The 16549-nt window shown below is 54.7% G+C and carries 17 protein-coding genes and 1 pseudogene; 7 read left to right on the forward strand and 11 right to left on the reverse strand.

From position 1 onward, the window contains the following. Positions 1–77: 77 nt before the first annotated feature. From WC562_04310 to mtaB, 4 genes and pseudogenes are all read right to left on the reverse strand, one after another. Positions 78–818: a hypothetical protein gene (locus tag WC562_04310; GenBank protein ID MFA5055382.1), complete on the reverse strand. Its 741-nt coding sequence runs from the start codon at positions 816–818 to the stop codon at positions 78–80. Then, positions 815–1741: an ABC transporter ATP-binding protein gene (locus WC562_04315; protein MFA5055383.1), complete on the reverse strand. Its 927-nt coding sequence runs from the start codon at positions 1739–1741 to the stop codon at positions 815–817. Before WC562_04315 ends, WC562_04310 begins: the two co-directional genes overlap by 4 nt. A 36-nt stretch (positions 1742–1777) precedes the next feature. Continuing rightward, positions 1778–2029: pseudogene (locus tag WC562_04320) on the reverse strand (AbrB/MazE/SpoVT family DNA-binding domain-containing protein). A 127-nt stretch (positions 2030–2156) separates the two neighbouring features. Beyond that, positions 2157–3422 (reverse strand): tRNA (N(6)-L-threonylcarbamoyladenosine(37)-C(2))-methylthiotransferase MtaB, encoded by a 1266-nt coding sequence (gene mtaB / locus WC562_04325; GenBank protein MFA5055384.1) that lies wholly within the window; start codon positions 3420–3422, stop codon positions 2157–2159. Positions 3423–3502: 80 nt separating this feature from the next. Between mtaB and WC562_04330 the strand changes: the two genes are divergently transcribed. The 4 genes from WC562_04330 (at position 3503) to WC562_04345 (ending at position 6728) form a co-directional block, all read left to right on the forward strand. After that, complete coding sequence (locus WC562_04330; protein MFA5055385.1) at positions 3503–4486, forward strand: nitronate monooxygenase; 984 nt, start codon at positions 3503–3505, stop codon at positions 4484–4486. A gap of 214 nt (positions 4487–4700) precedes the next feature. Beyond that, entirely contained in the window at positions 4701–5144 is a 444-nt protein-coding gene (locus tag WC562_04335; GenBank protein MFA5055386.1) for a nuclear transport factor 2 family protein, read from the forward strand. 12 nt (positions 5145–5156) lie between these two features. Continuing rightward, the gene (locus WC562_04340) at positions 5157–6140 is read left to right on the forward strand and encodes a nitronate monooxygenase (protein MFA5055387.1); all 984 of its coding nucleotides are present in this window, start codon (positions 5157–5159) and stop codon (positions 6138–6140) included. A gap of 144 nt (positions 6141–6284) precedes the next feature. Further along, positions 6285–6728: a nuclear transport factor 2 family protein gene (locus tag WC562_04345; protein ID MFA5055388.1), complete on the forward strand. Its 444-nt coding sequence runs from the start codon at positions 6285–6287 to the stop codon at positions 6726–6728. 62 nt (positions 6729–6790) lie between these two features. On the opposite strand, the gene uvrC is transcribed toward WC562_04345, so the two are convergent. From uvrC to fabF, 6 genes are all read right to left on the reverse strand, one after another. Continuing rightward, positions 6791–8608: an excinuclease ABC subunit UvrC gene (gene uvrC, locus WC562_04350; protein MFA5055389.1), complete on the reverse strand. Its 1818-nt coding sequence runs from the start codon at positions 8606–8608 to the stop codon at positions 6791–6793. 16 nt (positions 8609–8624) lie between these two features. Continuing rightward, a complete protein-coding gene (locus tag WC562_04355) occupies positions 8625–8942 on the reverse strand; it encodes a hypothetical protein (protein ID MFA5055390.1) in 318 nt (105 codons plus the stop codon). A 1-nt stretch (position 8943) separates the two neighbouring features. Then, complete coding sequence (locus tag WC562_04360) at positions 8944–9141, reverse strand: hypothetical protein (protein ID MFA5055391.1); 198 nt, start codon at positions 9139–9141, stop codon at positions 8944–8946. Between the two features lie 23 nt (positions 9142–9164). Beyond that, complete coding sequence (gene xerD, locus WC562_04365; protein ID MFA5055392.1) at positions 9165–10076, reverse strand: site-specific tyrosine recombinase XerD; 912 nt, start codon at positions 10074–10076, stop codon at positions 9165–9167. Positions 10077–10173: 97 nt separating this feature from the next. After that, the gene (gene recJ, locus WC562_04370; protein MFA5055393.1) at positions 10174–11874 is read right to left on the reverse strand and encodes a single-stranded-DNA-specific exonuclease RecJ; all 1701 of its coding nucleotides are present in this window, start codon (positions 11872–11874) and stop codon (positions 10174–10176) included. Then, positions 11874–13112, reverse strand: coding sequence for a beta-ketoacyl-ACP synthase II (gene fabF / locus WC562_04375; protein MFA5055394.1), 1239 nt, complete (start codon positions 13110–13112; stop codon positions 11874–11876). The genes recJ and fabF overlap by 1 nt, the downstream gene beginning before the upstream one ends. 134 nt (positions 13113–13246) lie before the next feature. Between fabF and WC562_04380 the strand changes: the two genes are divergently transcribed. Further along, on the forward strand, positions 13247–13969 hold the full coding sequence (locus tag WC562_04380) for a protein-L-isoaspartate(D-aspartate) O-methyltransferase (GenBank protein MFA5055395.1): 723 nt from the start codon (positions 13247–13249) through the stop codon (positions 13967–13969). Here WC562_04380 and WC562_04385 read toward each other — a convergent pair. Further along, positions 13966–14526, reverse strand: a complete 561-nt coding sequence (locus tag WC562_04385; protein ID MFA5055396.1) for a small multi-drug export protein — start codon at positions 14524–14526, stop codon at positions 13966–13968. The genes WC562_04380 and WC562_04385 overlap by 4 nt on opposite strands. Before the next feature lie 340 nt (positions 14527–14866). Here WC562_04385 and gatB point away from each other — a divergent pair, with 340 nt between their 5' ends. Together gatB and secG are read left to right on the forward strand one after the other, a co-directional pair. Continuing rightward, positions 14867–16324, forward strand: a complete 1458-nt coding sequence (gene gatB, locus WC562_04390; GenBank protein ID MFA5055397.1) for an Asp-tRNA(Asn)/Glu-tRNA(Gln) amidotransferase subunit GatB — start codon at positions 14867–14869, stop codon at positions 16322–16324. A gap of 2 nt (positions 16325–16326) precedes the next feature. Continuing rightward, the gene (gene secG, locus WC562_04395; protein MFA5055398.1) at positions 16327–16545 is read left to right on the forward strand and encodes a preprotein translocase subunit SecG; all 219 of its coding nucleotides are present in this window, start codon (positions 16327–16329) and stop codon (positions 16543–16545) included. Positions 16546–16549 lie beyond the last annotated feature (4 nt).

The raw sequence follows: 16549 nt of genomic DNA on the forward strand, positions 1-16549 counted from the left end.
CAGCGAGCGGCGCCCCTACGTGAACCCCCGGTTCCTCCGGTCCTTCCGCGGAAGGACGCCTCTTTTTCGACAATCTGCTACTGTGAGAGTATTATCCTCTCTTTGGTGAGGCGCGGCCGCAGCAGAACAGCGATAACGCCTATTACTAGGGCCACGCCCAGATTCGCCAGCGCGAACTGCCATGAAGCGGCGTCCAGAACATTATGTACCCCCAGGTTTATCATCAGCGAGGCGAAAACGGGCAGAAATACCTGCACGATAACGTTGCCTGTGGCCGGCTTGCCGGTGAGCCCGACGAGGTGCACCAGCAGACTCAAACTCAAATAAATGAGAGGGGCCGCAAGAAAGCCGCTGACAGCCATCCAGGGGGTGAACAGGAAGCCCACCTCGGGAACGAAATAGATATAGTTGACGGCTACAAGGGAAATCAGTGCCAGGACCTCTCCCAGGATCAGTCCGGGCAGGTAGACGGCCAGGCTTTTAGCTATCCAGATATGGCGTATGTCGAGCGGGGTGGCCAGGAGCGCCGCCATGTTGCCGCGGGACTTCTCGCGCGTCATCGTCTGGAAGGCGAACACGTTCATATTTATTCCAAGTCCGATAAGGCAGGAGCTGTAGACTATAACGGTGAGATAGGTTTCCAGCGCATGCACGTCGATTGGTTCAGCCTCCATCGCGGGAGCTACGGCGAGAAGGCAGAAGGCCGCGACCAGGGCGATGACGCATAAAAGCACCATCGCTATCTGCACGGCGATTATTATCTTCATCCGCATGTTGTTCTTGACGCTGGCGGCGATTATGAGCGATATCTCTCTCATATCGGCTCGACCTCTTTCAGGATGGCGGAATACATCTCTTCGAGTGAAGCTTCCTGCCGCGCTGCCCCCTCGATTTTGACGCCGCGCCCGGCGAGCAGGCTTATGATGTCGGAGATATCGGTGTCCTGCTGCGGGGAGAAGATGAGGCTTCTTTCCGTCTTTTCCCGCAGCCCCAGCCGGGCCATGCCCTTAAGTTCATCGAGCAATGACTGCGGAATCTCCCCGGCCGTCTCTATCACAACGGTGCCGTCGCCCATGCCGCGCCGCAGCGTCTCCGTCTCGCCATACAGCTTTATCTCGCCGCGGTCTATCAGCGCGATGCGGTTGCATATCCTCTGTACCTCGTCCAGGTTGTGGGAGCTGAGGAAGACAGTCTTATTTTTATGGTGCGCCGCGTCGAGGATTATCTGCCGTACCTCTATCTGCCCCGACGGATCGACACCGGCCGTGGGCTCGTCCAGCACCAGCACCTCCGGGTCATGGGTCATGGCCCGCGCCAGCGCCAGCCTCTGCCTCATCCCCTTGGAGTAGGTTCCCACCCTGTCCCCGGCCCTGTCGCTCAATCCCATCGCTTTCAAAAGCTCGGCTATCTTCTTTCCATAGTCAGTCAGTCCGTATATCCGCGCGTAGAACTCCAGGTTCTCCTCGGCCGTCATGTTGTCGTACAGGCCGTCCGGGTCCAGCGCGAAGCCTATCTTCCTGCGGGTACCGCTTTTTGATATGTCCTGTCCCATGATGTCGAGCCTGCCGGAATCGGCCTGGAGCAGTCCGAGAAGTATCCTGATGGTCGTGGTCTTGCCCGCTCCGTTTGGGCCCAGGTAGCCGAAGACATCACCTCTGGCCACGGTGAAGCTTATCCCCTTCAGAACCTCCCGTTTACCTAGGGTTTTCTTAACATTTTCCAGGCTTATCGCTGCATTCATCTGACATCCTCACGGCGTTCGATATCTATCGTATGTCTAAGGCTGCTTGCTCTTTTTATCCTTCATTGTCGAGCCTACTTCACGGAAAAAGTCGGCGGTGCCTTCCATCATCTTCTGCATGATATTGAACGGAGCGATCCAAAGGCCCGTTTCCATGTCGCCAAAAACGAGCAGCTTGTCGCCGGTCTTGATATTGAAATCCTTTCGTGCCTCAGACGGTATGACGATCTGACCCCGTTCACTTACCTTTATCGAACCGTAAAACCTTTTTCCTTCGGGTGGTCCCATATCGCACCTCTATATCGTATGAATTACAAGATATATCTTACTTGTAAGCAATAATTTACCATGGAGTAAAAGGGATGTCAAGAGTGAAATGTGCGGGTTCGATTCCCTCGTTGAACGAAATGTCGTCTCAGTCGACCAGAGTTGCTTCTATGCACTTGAAAGTTCTGTTATAAGTGCCGCTCATTTTGGCATCGACGATTTCGTTCTTTAGCGGCCTGTCGCTGCGGGCCATCACGCGGATGTAGTTGTCCGTGAGCCCGTTCCAGATGCCGGGCTCCACCTCGGTTTCCCAGAGTACCGGCAGCGTCTCATCTTTGAATCGTCGACCGAAGCGTAAAGCGCCCTCCCGTGCCAGCTTCAGCACCTTCCTGCTGCGCTCCTTCTTGATGCGCTCGTCCACCTGTCCCGGCATGGCGGCGGCAGCCGTGCCCGGCCTCTGCGAGTATGAGAATACGTGCAGGTTGGCGAAGGCCATATCTCGACAGAAGTTGTAGCTTTCCTCGAACTCCTCATCCGTCTCACCGGGGAAGCCGACGATAACGTCCGCGGTTATCGAAACATTAGGCATCATTTTTCTGATTCGTATGATAGCGGATTCGTAGTCGGCAATGCTATATGGGCGGTTCATGCGCTTGAGCACGGCCTCGCTGCCGCTTTGCAGGGGCAGGTGCAGGTGGCGGCAGAGCCTCGCGTCGTTCCACAGCCCGAGCAGGCTGTCGGTGATATCGCCCGGACGTAGCGAGGAAAGCCGAAGACGCTTAACATCGGTACGGTCGAGTATGCGTTTTATCAGTGATTCGAGGTCCGGCTCGTACGCCCCGATGTTTGTTCCGGTGAGGACTATCTCCTTGAAGCCGATACGTATCCTCGACTCGATCTCCGCGATGATTTCGTCGACCGGCCGGCTGCGCTCGCGGCCACGCACGTACGGAACGATGCAGTAGGTGCAGTAGTTATCGCAGCCTTCCTGTATCTTCACCATGCTGCGGGTGCGCAGAACATCGCTGACTGACGCTCCGTCCGGTATCTTATGACGATTCAATCTCAGAATCGACGGGAGTTTGTCCTTGGCATCGTTGCCGAGGATCAGGTCGACGCATTTCAGTTTTTTGAGTTCTTCGATGTCCCGTTCGGGATAGCAACCGATGGCGACGACCGTCGCGTCCGGATTGCGCTGCCGCGCCAGCCTTAAAAAGTAGCGCGACTTGCGGTCGGCGACGCCGGTGACGGTGCACGTGTTCAGGATGTAGATGTCGGCGGCGTCGGAAGGAGATACGATTCGGCAGCCGTTTTGCGCAAGTTGCAGTGCCATGGCCTGGCTCTCGGCCTGGTTTAGCTTGCAGCCAAGAGTCTCTATGGCAACGGCGGGAGCCCTGGTCGGCGATGTGTTCATGGATAAATGATAACATAGAAGGCTCTAACTGCGTTGACTATGCTCGCATCGCCTGAGATAATTCATGCGGAGGATACGCCATGAACTGGAACACCAAAATAACGGAGATGCTGAAATGCAGATACCCCATCATCGAAGGGGCTTTCGGCGGGTTCGGCACGTCCGCGCTGGCCGCCCCGGTCTCAGATGCGGGCGGCTTCGGCATGATAACCGCCAGCGCTCTTAAAACCCCGGAGAGGCTGAAGGAAGATATCCGCAAGGCTAAATCGATGACGGACAAGCCGTTCGGCGTCAACCTGTCGGTCGGCGCAAGCGCCTCGATAAACGAGATGCTGGAGGTCGCGTTGGCGGAAGACGTGCCGGCGATTTTCACCGCCGTCTACCGCGCCGATGATATCGGCAAGAGGGTTCATGAGGCGGGCAGGGTGTGGATACATAAGGTGGCGACGGTGAGGCACGCCGTGGCCGCCGAGCGCCACGGTGCCGACGCCATCATCATTGTGGGCATGGAGGGCACCGGATTCAAGAGCGTGGAGCAGCTGCCGACGCTTATAAGCATCACCAACGCCGTGAAAATGATAAAGGTTCCGCTCATCGCCGCGGGGGGCATCGGCGACGCGCGCGGCATGCTGGCGGCGCTGGGCATGGGCGCCGAAGCTGTCTACATGGGCACGCGCTTCATGGCCACCGAGGAATGTCCCATATCGCCGCGCTATAAGCAGAAGCTCGTCGAGTCCCAGCCCTGGGAACCCAAGGTGCGCGACCGCATCCTCAACGTACAGCGTAATGAGCAGTACGAAGAGATACTCAAGATGAAGGGCAAGGTGCCTCAGGACGAGTGGCTCAGGATGGTGGAGAAACACTCCTTCAAGCGCTCGTCGGAGCTAAATATCGACTGGCAGAAGGACTACGACGAGGAGGTGGCGACGCATGTCACCGGAGGCTCGCTGGCCGTCGGCGTCATCGACAGCGTGGTCAGTTGCAAAGTGCTGATCGAAACCATGATACGAGAGGCCGAGGCCATACTGGCTAAAGAGGGCAACATCGGCAAGCTGGTGCGGTAGTCGATACCTGTGTGTCACCTGTAGGGGCGAATATAGTCGAGATTGCCACGTCGCTGCGCTCCTCGCAATGACAGTTCAAGAGAGGCACCCCGATGAATCGGGGACGGGGTTATAGGGGTGTCCCCTATATTTTTTCAAATTCCCCCAAGATTGGGGGATAGCAGGGGGTTGATTCAAAAGGCATCATGTCATCGACAGTATAGGGAGGTGCAATATGTGCGACAACGAAGAACTTGAAATGAGAATAGGAATCATCGAGGACATCGAGGCGATTAAGAAGCTCAAGGCCAAGTACTGGCGCTGCGTCGATAACAAGCTGTGGGATGAACTGCGCGAGTGTTTCACCGAGGACGCGACGCTGGAGTACGGCACGGACAACCCGAAGGGACGCGACGCTATCATCGATTTCCTCAGCAAAAGCACCGGCAACAAGAAAATCGTGACGATTCATCAGGGCCACAACCCTGAGATCGAGATAACCGGCGAGAATACGGCGAAAGGTATCTGGGCCCTTCACGATTACCTTGTCTTCGGCTCGCGTATGTCCATAAACGGATGGGGCTACTACTATGACGAGTACGTCAAGCAGGACGGCAAATGGCGGAAAAAGAGCACAAAGATAACACGACTGCGCGAGGAGTGGAACACGGTCAAATAAAGAAGGTCGAATATGAACTGGAATACAAGACTAACAGAACTTCTCGGCTGCAAGTATCCGATAATACAAGGGGCCTTCGGCGGCTTTGGCACGTCGGCCCTCGCTGCGCCGGTTTCCGCGGCAGGCGGCTTCGGCATCATAACCGGCAGCGCCCTGCGCACCCCTGAAAAGTTGAGGGATGATATAAGAAAGGCCCGTTCGATGACCGGCGCTCCCTTCGGCGTGAATTTCTCCATAGGCATGTGCCCCAACGTGGAGGGCTTGCGAGATGTAGCTATCGAGGAGCGTGTGCCCGTGATATTCACATCGGCCTTCCGCGCCGACGAACACGGCAAACGCATCAAGGAAGCAGGCTTGAAGTGGATACACAAAGTGGCTTCGATTCAGCACGCCATAGCCGCCGAGAAACAGGGAGCGGACGCCGTTGTTATCGTCGGTCTCGAAGGCACAGCCTTCAAGAGCATTTCGCAGCTTCCCACTCTGACCGGCATCACCACTGCGATTAGATCGATAAAGATTCCCATAATCGCTGCCGGAGGCATCGGCGACGCGCGCGGATTCGTCGCTGCTTTGTGCATGGGGGCCGAAGGCGTCTATATGGGAACCCGGTTCCTGGCGACGAACGAATGTCCCGTGTCGGACAGCTATAAACAGAAGCTTGTCGAAGCCAAGCCGTGGGACAGCGAGTACCGCGATCGCGCTCTCACCCCGCCGAAACCGGAAGAGTATGCCAAGCTTATGGGCAGCAAGGGCGATATGCCGCTGGACAAATGGCTCCAGCACCTGGAAAGCACCATGTTCGGTCACAAGCCGGACGGCGAGATCGACTGGGACAGCGGGATAAACGTAGAGGTGGCGCTGCGCATAGCGGGGGGCTCGCTGGCGGTGGGCATGATCGACAGCGTTGTAAGCGTGAGAGAGCTTATCGATACGATCGTGCGCGATGCCGAGGCGATACTGTCGCAACAGGGAAATATCGGCAGGCTCGTGTTTTAGTAGACGTCGTAATCACTTTTTAGCTAGGTGTTTTGTGGTTGTAAGGGCTTGATTAATCAAGCCCCTACGTTCCAACGGCATCTTGGCATTAATAGAGGATTGACCGAGATAGTAGTATCCTATCTACCATATTAGGAGGCGCCAATGTGCGATAACGAAGAACTCGAAATCAGGATCGGTATCCTTGAAGACATCGAGGCCATAAAAAGACTCAAGGGGAAATACATCCGCTGTGTGGACAGGAAGATATGGAAGGAACTGGAGGAATGTTTCGTAGAGGACGCAGAGGCGCATTATGGCGAAAACAATGACTATATAGGAAGGGATGCGATAATCGATTTTCTTGGAGGCTGCCTCAAAGAAGGCGTCGTCACCAGTTCACACGAATGCCACACGCCTGAAGTCGAGGTCAACGCTGATGGTACGGCCAGGGGCGTCTGGAAATTTCACGACTATATAGTGATTAATCAAAAGCCGTTCTTGAACGGCTGGGCCTACTACGAAGACGAATATGTTAAAGTGGATGGAATGTGGAAGATCAAAACTGTAAGCTACACCCGCGACTACCAGGAAACAACAAAGCTGTAATCGGACTTTACTTGTGGAAATCGCATCGCCGGATGAAAGCCCTCGTCAGTCCGGCCGACAGCCTATAAGCTCTCTTTCAACCTCTGCGCCAGCGGGCGCGTCATGCCCGGAACCGCCGCAATGTCGTCTATGGCCGCCTCGCGTATACCCTTCATCGAGCCGAATTTTAGCAGCAGCGCCTTCTTGCGCCTGGGTCCGATGCCGGACACGCCGTCGAGCGCGGATCTCATTGTTTCCTTAGCACTTACCTTATGATGGTAGCCGATAGCAAAACGATGCGCCTCGTCGCGGATACGTTGGACCAGATGCAGCGCATCGGAGTCGCGCGGCAGCACCACGGGCTCATCGATTCCCGAAAGGAATATCTCCTCGTTTTCCTTAGCGATGCCGGCCACAGGAATGTAGTTTACCTCGAGGTTGCTCATCTCATCCAGCGCCGCGTTCAAATGTCCCCTGCCGCCGTCTATTATCACCAGGTCCGGGACCAGACCCCAGGAGCCCTCCGACTGGCCCACCCTGCTGAAACGCCTTCTCAGTATCTCTTTCATCATGGCGTAATCGTCTATGCCGCCCACGCTCTTGATGCGGAAACGGCGGTAATGGGCTTTCTTCGGCAGGCCGTTCTCGAAGACTACCATACTGCCCACAGCTGCCTTACCCTGTATATTAGAGATATCGTAGCACTCGATACGGTGCAGCGTACCGGGGAGATGTATGGCCTCTTTCAATGCCGTAAGTGTCGATGATGTTTTATCCGTATCCGACAGGTCATTGACTATCATCTGCTCGATGCCGTGTACAGCGTTCTCGGCGACCATGTCCACAAGCTTCTTCTTATCGCCGCGGAAAGGAACGTGGAGCCTGACACTGGAGCCGCGTTTGCAGGAGAGCCATTCCTCAAGTAGGAAGAAGTCGTCCGGCTGATGCTGCAGAAGTATCAGGGGCGGTATATAGGATGACGAACTGTAGAACTGATTGAGGAAGCTTGCCATTATCTTTCCATCATCCTCCTCTTGCACACCCAGCACTGTGAAATTGTCCTTTTCGACAAGCTTGCCTTCCCTGATAAAGAATATCTGTACATACGCCTGGTCGTAGTTCCTGGCGAAGGCGATGACGTCCTGATCATCGCCTTCAGCGGCGGCTACCCTCTGATGCTGCGTGACCATCTCAACCGAACGTATCTGGTCGCGCAGCACCGCCGCGCGCTCGTAATCCATGCATCCCGCAGCCGAGGCCATCTCCAGCCGCAGTTCCCGTAAAATGTCGTCCCTTTTGCCGTCCAAGAACATTATCACCTGATTGATTATCGCTCCGTATTCCTCCTCGGACACGTCCCCCACGCAGGGGCCGCAGCAGCGGTGAATGTAATACTCGAGGCACGGCCTGCTGTCTTTCCCTGTGATGGTGCGCTTGCAGGAACGGAAAGGGAAGAGCTGTTTCAAAAGGTTCAGCGTTCTCCTCACGGATTGTGCGCTGGCATACGGCCCGAAGTAGCGCGAGCCGTCCTTTTCCATGTGCCTGGTGATGAAAACGCGCGGCCAACTGTTGCAGATATCTATCTTGAGGTAAGGGTATGTCTTATCGTCCTTGAGACGCACGTTGTAACGGGGCCGGTATTTCTTGATCAGGTTGTTCTCAAGGATCAGCGCTTCCTGCTCCGAATCCGTAACGATGAATTCGAAATCGGATATGTAGGAGAGCATCCTGAGCTGTTTGCGGGACAGCCCCTCTTCAACACCGAAGTAGCTTCTAACCCTGCTGCGAAGGTTGGCTGCCTTGCCGACATAAATCACGCCGCCGGCGCCGTCTTTGAAGATGTAAACGCCCGATTGTTGAGGCAACGCGTCGATCTGCTTCTGCAGGCGCTTTTTGTCCATGAGACGCTTTCCCTGATCAAAGCACGAAGGCAAGAACTATCAGGATGAGGACCAGGGGCACCGCGACTATGGCGATCTTGCGGATATCGCGAACCACGTACTGGTACCGGTTCTCATCCAGTTGAGCTGATTGAGAAGGCTTCGCTGATATATTGCGCGCCGGCTTCTCAACTATCTCGGAGCTTACACTCGAAGAAGTGACCGCGGTTCCGGTTGAGGCCGGAACGCCCGAAGATTCAACATGCTTGTCGGAAGACTGCGATTTTTTCTTCCTTTTTCTTTCCCTGCTTATCGCAGCCTGCCTTGATGCAATCTGATGAGACCTTTTTGTCATCTTAACTCACCTTAACCACATTTCCATCTTCTACCTGGCATGTCACAGGCGTATTCATCCGCTTAAAAGCGAAATCTATGCTTACCTGACACTTTAAATCCAGCTTTTTCTCCTGGCCTCTAATGTTGATAACAAGTACCGGCCCGTTTACACCGTCCCTTATCCCGATTAGAATTCCTTTCAGCGTTTCGCTTGCCATACAACTCCTTTAATCGCTATCCGCTATTTCTCGGCTCTCGGGTGAGCCTTGTCGTACGAATGACGGACGTGCTCGCTCGTCAGGTGCGTATATATTTGCGTTGAAGATATGTTGGCATGACCGAGAAGCTCCTGAACAGATCTCAAGTCCGCCCCTCCATTCAGTATATGAGTCGCGAAGCTGTGTCTCAGGGTATGGGGCGTCACCGCCTTCTTGATGCCGGCGGCTTTGGCATGCCCCTTTAATATCAGCCAGAAACCCTGCCTCGTTAACCGCTCGCCGCGCCTGTTCAGGAACAGGGCGTGCTCCTCTTTGCCTTTCAAAAGTTGAGGGCGCCCTTCCGAGATATAATCCTTAATACTTCGAATCGCTCTATCATGTATCGGTATAATGCGTTCCTTGGAGCCTTTACCCAGACAGCGCACAAAGCTAGCCTTGAGATTTATATCATTAACGTTCAAGTCTACAAGCTCGGAGACCCTCATACCGCATGCGTACAACAGTTCGAGCATGGCGACGTCCCTCATTGCTTCAGGCGCCGATGATTTTGCCGGCTGGGCCAGCAGCGCGTCAACTTCCTGCAACGATAGGGGCTTGGGCAGAGATTTATTTACCTTGGGGGAACTGATATTTTCGGTTGGGTCGTTTTGAATCTTCCGTTCGGCAACGAGGAAGGCAAAGAACGATTTTACCGCCGCTACTTTCCTGGCCACTGTGGCCGATGAATAATTCCTATCCTTAAGATCGATGATATAACTAATCAGCAAATTGCGGTCCACCGATGTCCAATCAGCCTTGAACCCCTTTGCGGATGCCGTTCCCTCAATAAAACCGGCGAGCTGATCCAGGTCATTCCTGTAAGCGCCGATGGTATTAACTGAAAATCCTTTCTCAATAGCAAGATAGTTAAGAAAGGATTTGACGAGATTCCTCATTCATTGCTCCTTTGGCAATTTATAGTGAAGCCATTTTAACATAACGCTATAAAAAATGCACTAGCCTGAGTTGCGGACAGCTTTGACAATCCGGATATTAATTGGAGGGAAGAAAATCTATGATATTGAGCTGAAGAGATGCTCTGCCGCGCCATTCGTTGATCTGTAGGTTAAAAATAATATCGATACGGGGGCTCACCTCTTTCAAGAACCTCCCCTTTTTAAAAGCGATGCCGTCCCATTTTGTGCTGCCGTCGCTCAGTTTGAATTTCAGGTGGTCTCCGTTGTTGCCGACGCATTTGCAGTCTTCGACGGTGATGCCTCGCGCCAGGAAAACCGGATATGGATTCGCGGAGCCGAATGGAGCCAATTGTTGGATCATCTTGAAGGCGTTTCCTTCCAGCTCGGTCAAATGAACTTCGGCATCGACCAGAATATGAGGATGAACCTCAAGCAGATCAGCCTGCTCCGCGATCTTCTCCGTCAACCTCATGCGCAATTCGCTCAGTTTATTCGTAGCGATCGTAAATCCCGCCGCCATGGGGTGACCCCCGTAGCGATGAAGTAGATCGCTGCAACCGCTCAAGGCCTCTATGATGCTGACTTCGGGAACGCTCCTGGCGCTGCCTTTTGTCCATTCGGACCCTTGTTCGAATACCACGGCTGGACGGTAGAACTCTTCCGCAAGCTTGCCTGCTACCACCCCCACAACACCGCTGTGGAAATCGTGTCCTCCCACCATGATCAGCGGAGCGTCGGCAGTCTCTTTGACGATCTGCTCTTTTGCCTTGGCGATAAGGACCTCGGTCAGACGCTGCCGTTCGCTGTTCTTTTTCTCAAGCAACTCGGCAAGCTTCCGCGCCTCATCGACCGAATCCGTGGAGAGCAACTTTAATCCTATGCCGGCGTGATCCAGTCTCCCGGCCGCGTTCAGCCTTGGCGCCAGCACCCAGGAAATAACTTCGGTATCGATGGCGGAGGCGGGTATTCCTGCACACTTTGCCAGTTCTTTAATACCCACCCGCTTCGTCTTCCGCAGTATCTCCAGCCCCCGTTTTACCAGATATCTGTTCTCTTCAAGCAGGGAAACCATGTCGGCTACGGTGCCCAGTGCCACGAGGTCCAGGAACGATTCAACATTTTTATCTGATTTCAGCGAGCCGTTAATCGCTTGCAAAAGCTTGTATGCGACGCCCACTCCGGCGAGGTCGTTAAACGGATACCGGGAGTCGCCGCGCTTTGGGTCGATTACGGCGACGGCGGGCGGCATCTCCGCCGGGATGTTATGGTGATCCGTAACAACCACATCCATGCCAAGCCTGTTCGCTTCAATAATCTCCGGACCGGCGCTGATGCCGCAATCGGCTGTGATCAGCAGACTTATGCCTTCTCCCGAAAGGTATGATATAGCGGCGTTATTCAAGCCGTATCCCTCGTCGCCGCGGTGAGGGATATAAGAGACCACATCCGCGCCGAGAGCCTTGAGCCCTTCGTTCAATAGTGTGGTAGCGGTGATGCCGTCGGCGTCGAAATCGCCGTATATGGCAATCTTCTCCCCGGATTCCAGGGCGCTCCTTATCCTCGCCACGGCATCATCAATATCGGGAAGTAGGAGAGGGTCGTTGTGTAGGCGTTCATCAGCGGCGAGAAAGGACTCAATCGTCTCGGAAGTAATTATGCCCCTGTTGTAAAGCAGCTGGACGGTGAGCGGAGAAAGACCGGCCCCGGCTTTTTGAGTGATGTTATTTAGATGTTCTTCCGATATCCGGGGAAGCACCTGCCAGCTGTTGCGTTTCACTATCTCCCCTCGAATCTGCGGAAGATAAGGGTCGAGTTGTGACCGCCGAAGCCGAACACGTTGGAGAGTACTGTTGACAGCGCCGCTTTTCTAGACGTGTTGGGCACGTAGTCCAGGTCGCATTCAGGGTCCGGATTCGTCAGGTTCATCGTCGGCGGGATGACGCCGTTCTGGATCGCGAGTATGCTTATCGCCGCCTCTACCGAACCGGCAGCGCCGAGCAGGTGCCCTGTCATCGATTTTGTGGAGCTCACGGGAACCTTGTACGCGTAATCTTTAAAGACGGTTTTGATAGCCATCGTTTCGTTCTTATCGTTCAACGGAGTTGAGGTGCCGTGCGCGTTGATATAGTCAATCTGAGAGGGCTCCAAGCCCGCCTCTTTCAGCGCTGTGGCCATAGCCCTGGCCCCGCCCTCGCCGCCTGCTGCCGGCTGCGTGATATGGAATGCGTCGCTGGTAGCGCCGTAGCCCACGAGCTCCGCCAGTATATTTGCGCCCCGCTTCTCGGCATGTTCAAGGCTCTCCAGGACAAGCACCGCCGCCCCCTCGCCGATGATGAACCCGTCCCGCTCCGCGTCGAACGGGCGCGAGGCTTTCTTGGGCTCGTTATTCCTGATCGAGAGAGCGCGGGCCGAGTTGAAACCGGCGAAGGCGATAGGCGTCATGACCGACTCGGCGCCGCCGGCGATCATCACAGATACCCTTCCCCTCTTGATTATCTCGTACGACGTACCTATGGCATCGGAGCCGCTGGCGCAGGCCGAAGCGGTACAGAAGTTGGGCCCCTTGGCGCCCAGCATTATCGAAACCTGCCCGGACGCCATATCAGGTATCATCATCGGTATAAGAAAAGGACTGACCCTGTCCGCCCCTTTTTCTTTCATCACTTCATATTGGCCCAGCAATGTTGTCAGTCCGCCCAATCCGCACCCGATTATTACGCCGGTCTCCTGGGAGGGGATGTCCTTAATGCCGGCGTGGTTCACCGCCTGGAGCGCGGAAACCACGGCCAGTTGCACGAATCGATCCATGTGCCGCGCTTCCTTGCGGTCTATATACTGCGTCGGGTCGAATCCTTTAACCTCCGCTGCGATCTTGGTTTCGGTGATCGCCGGGTCGAATTGCGTGATCACGTCGACACCGGACTCGCCGTTTATCAGATTCTGCCATGTAGAAGATACATCGAGACCAACGGGAGTCACCATCCCTATGCCTGTGACTACTACTCGACTATTCAATTAAACGATCCCCCTCTCAAGACATCATGTAAATGAATCAGCGGGTTCATAGTCCAATCCGTCATTTCGCACATACTGAACACAATAACATATAATAACATAACTTAAATCTCAGTCAAACCTCCGGAGCGGCCGTGCCGCAAGTCGACAGCTATGCGCTTGATGATGTAATGCTGTCTGTGGTAGATTGCAATAGAAAGCTGAATGGCGGTAATTCGATGGATCTGGCAGGAAGCAGAGAGGAATTATTCAGGAGGCTGCGCCGCGATATAAGCGACAAGCGCATCCTGGACGCGATGTGGCGCGTGCCACGCGAACTTTTCGTCACGGCGGTGAACTACCCTTACGCTTACGATGACCGGCCGCTGCCGATTGGGGAGGGCCAGACTATATCGCAGCCCTTCATCGTGGCGCTGATGACTCAGGCTCTTGAGATTGATGATTATAGCAAGGTACTGGAGCTGGGCACAGGCAGCGGATACCAGACGGCCATACTCGCAGACCTGGCCGGGCAGGTGATTACGGTCGAGCGGCTGCCGGGCCTGTCAAAATCGGCTGAGACCATCCTCAACAATATGGGCTACACTAACATCTCGTTTCGTATTGCGTCGGACGTTCTCGGCTGGCCGGACGACGGCCCCTATGATGCGATACTTGTAACAGCGGCGGCCCCCAAGGTTCCGCATGCGCTGGTAGACCAATTAAAAGAGGGGGGCAGGCTGGTTATTCCGGTGGGCTCGCGCTGGGAACAGATGCTGCTTCAGGTGATAAAACGCGAGAATGAAACGGAGGTAAACAACCTGACCTCGTGCCGTTTCGTGCCTCTGATAGGGGAGGACGCTTGGAGCGGTGATTAGCCCTTATCTATCGGCTCCTTCTTTTTCCTGGGCCACAACCAGAAGGCGATCAAAGTGCAGAGCAACACTCCTGCTATAATGGCCCCGGTCCACTTCAGCAGGCAGAAGACGGTCATTATTATGCCTGCACCGATTACACCGGCTACGATCGAGGGAAAGGCGTCCCTGAATCTCATGCCCAGCAGGCAGGCGGCCACCGTGCCCGTCCAGGCGCCGGTTATAGGCAGGGGTATGGCTACGAACACGGCGAGTCCGATCTTTCCATATTTCCGTATCGCATCGGAGCGGCGCTCGGCGCTCTCGATATATTTCTCGGAAAGTACGCCCAGGAATCCCATTTTTAGAAACAGGCGTCTTATGCGGTCGAGGAAGAAAAATAAGAAAGGTATCGGGAGCAGGTTCCCAATTATCGCTATGGGCAATACTGTATACCAGTGCATGTCGTATACGGGTATACCGACAAGCAAAGCGCCGCGCAGTTCCGAGATTGGAAGCAACGAGAGGATGAAAACTATGATGGGTTCCGCAAAGCCGTGATCCGATAAAAATTGTTCCACGATACGCTCCAGCAAAAGATACCAGTCGGCCCGATGTGTTGTCAAGGTATATTGGATGTTCAACCCCCTTTATCCCCCAATCTTGGGGGATGTAAAAAAGAGTTAGGGGACACCCCTAAAACCCCGTCAGGAGACGAGTCTCCTGTACCTCTGTTACAGATGGCACGGCGAGCGACGACCCTTCGTTGCGTTTATAGCAGCCATAAATGTACGGGCGCGAGCTGAACGCGCCCGTACGTAATATACCGCGCGCCGCAGCTGTGAAGTCGTTGGCCGATACTAGACATAAAATATAAACTACAACTTGCCCAAGTATAAAAAGGTTGCTATACTACCACGTATGGAATTTGAAACCGTCATCGGGCTGGAGGTACACTCGCAACTGCTTACAAAGAGCAAGATGTTCTGTGCCTGCAGCGCTGACTATTCGAGCGCCGAGCCCAATACACATGTCTGTCCCGTGTGCCTGGGCATGCCGGGCGTTATGCCCGTAATAAACAAAAAAGCCCTTGAATACACGGCGATGACGGCGCTGGCTCTGCACTGTGAAATACCGGAGTATTCCAAGTTCGACCGCAAGAACTATCCCTACCCCGACCTGATGAAGGGGTATCAGATATCGCAATACGATGCGCCCATCGGCGTGGGCGGCTGGCTGGAGGTTAAGGTCGACAGCGCAACTAGGCGGATCGGCATAACCAGGGTTCATCTTGAGGAGGACACCGCCAAGCTTACCCATCGCAATGAATCGGGCGGAGAGCCGTACAGCCTCGTCGATGTCAATCGCGCCGGCACGCCGCTCATGGAGATCGTCGGCGAGCCGGACATACGATCGCCGGAGGAGGCGCGGCAGTACCTGGTGAATCTCAGAGCTATACTTCAGTTCCTTGGCGTATCCAGCGGCAATATGGAGGAGGGCAGCTTTCGCTGCGATGCCAATATCAGCATAAGAGAACCCGGTGGCGCTCTCTCGTCCAAGGTGGAAGTAAAGAACATGAACAGCTTCAAGGCGGTGTTCCGAGCCCTGGAGTTCGAGCAGAGACGGCAGAGGGATGTGGTTGAGAGCGGCGGACGCGTGGAGCAGGAGACCAGGGGCTGGGTCGACGACCGCGGCGTCACGGTTTCGCAGCGCAGCAAGGAATACGCTCATGATTACCGCTACTTCCCGGAGCCCGATCTGCCCCCGCTTTCTTTCAGCCGCAGCTGGGTGCAGGAGATAGAGGCGCTGCTGCCGGAACTGCCTATCGCCAAGCGTGACAGGTTCATCGCCGAATACGGCCTGTCTGAATACGACGCCGGCCTTCTTACCAGCTCGAAATCGATGTCCGTGTTCTTCGAGCGCTGCGTCGCTTTGAGCGGCAGTCAGTCCGGGAAAAAACAGGCGAAGGTCATAAGCAATTGGATGACGGGTGAATTGTTCCGGTTGCTCAACGCGAACGATATCGACATAGAGGCGTCAAAGGTAACGCCGGAACATCTTGTAGGTATGATAGGAAAGATCGACGACGGGACCCTTAGCGTTTCGGCGGCCAAGGTGGTTTGTGAGGACATGTTCAATACGGGAAGGAAGGCCGATGAGATAATCGCCGAGAGAGGGCTCTCGCAGATTAGCGATACTAAAGAGATAGAGGATATAATAGACAGGGTCATTGCTGACAATCCACAGCCTGTAGCCGACTTCAAGCAGGGCAAGGAGAAGGCGCAGGGTTTCCTGGTGGGGCAGATAATGAGGTTAACCAAGGGGCGGGCCAATCCCGCTCTTGTGAATAAACTATTGAGGGAGAGGTTGGAAGGCTGAGTATGAAGACGTATATGGAAATAGCCCAATTGATAGTGGCAATCGTGCTAATCATAGCGCTGCTGCTTCAGGTAAGAGGGGGTGGGCTTGGAGGCATATTCGGGCAGCAGACGGGCGCCTACCGCACTAAACGCGGCATAGAGAAGACGCTTTTCCGCATGACAATTGTCATGATGATCATTTTCGTTTTAATATCCATATTCGCTGTCAGGGTTTCATGACGCC

The organism is Dehalococcoidia bacterium, assembly GCA_041649635.1.
Taxonomy (GTDB): domain Bacteria; phylum Chloroflexota; class Dehalococcoidia; order E44-bin15; family E44-bin15; genus JAYEHL01.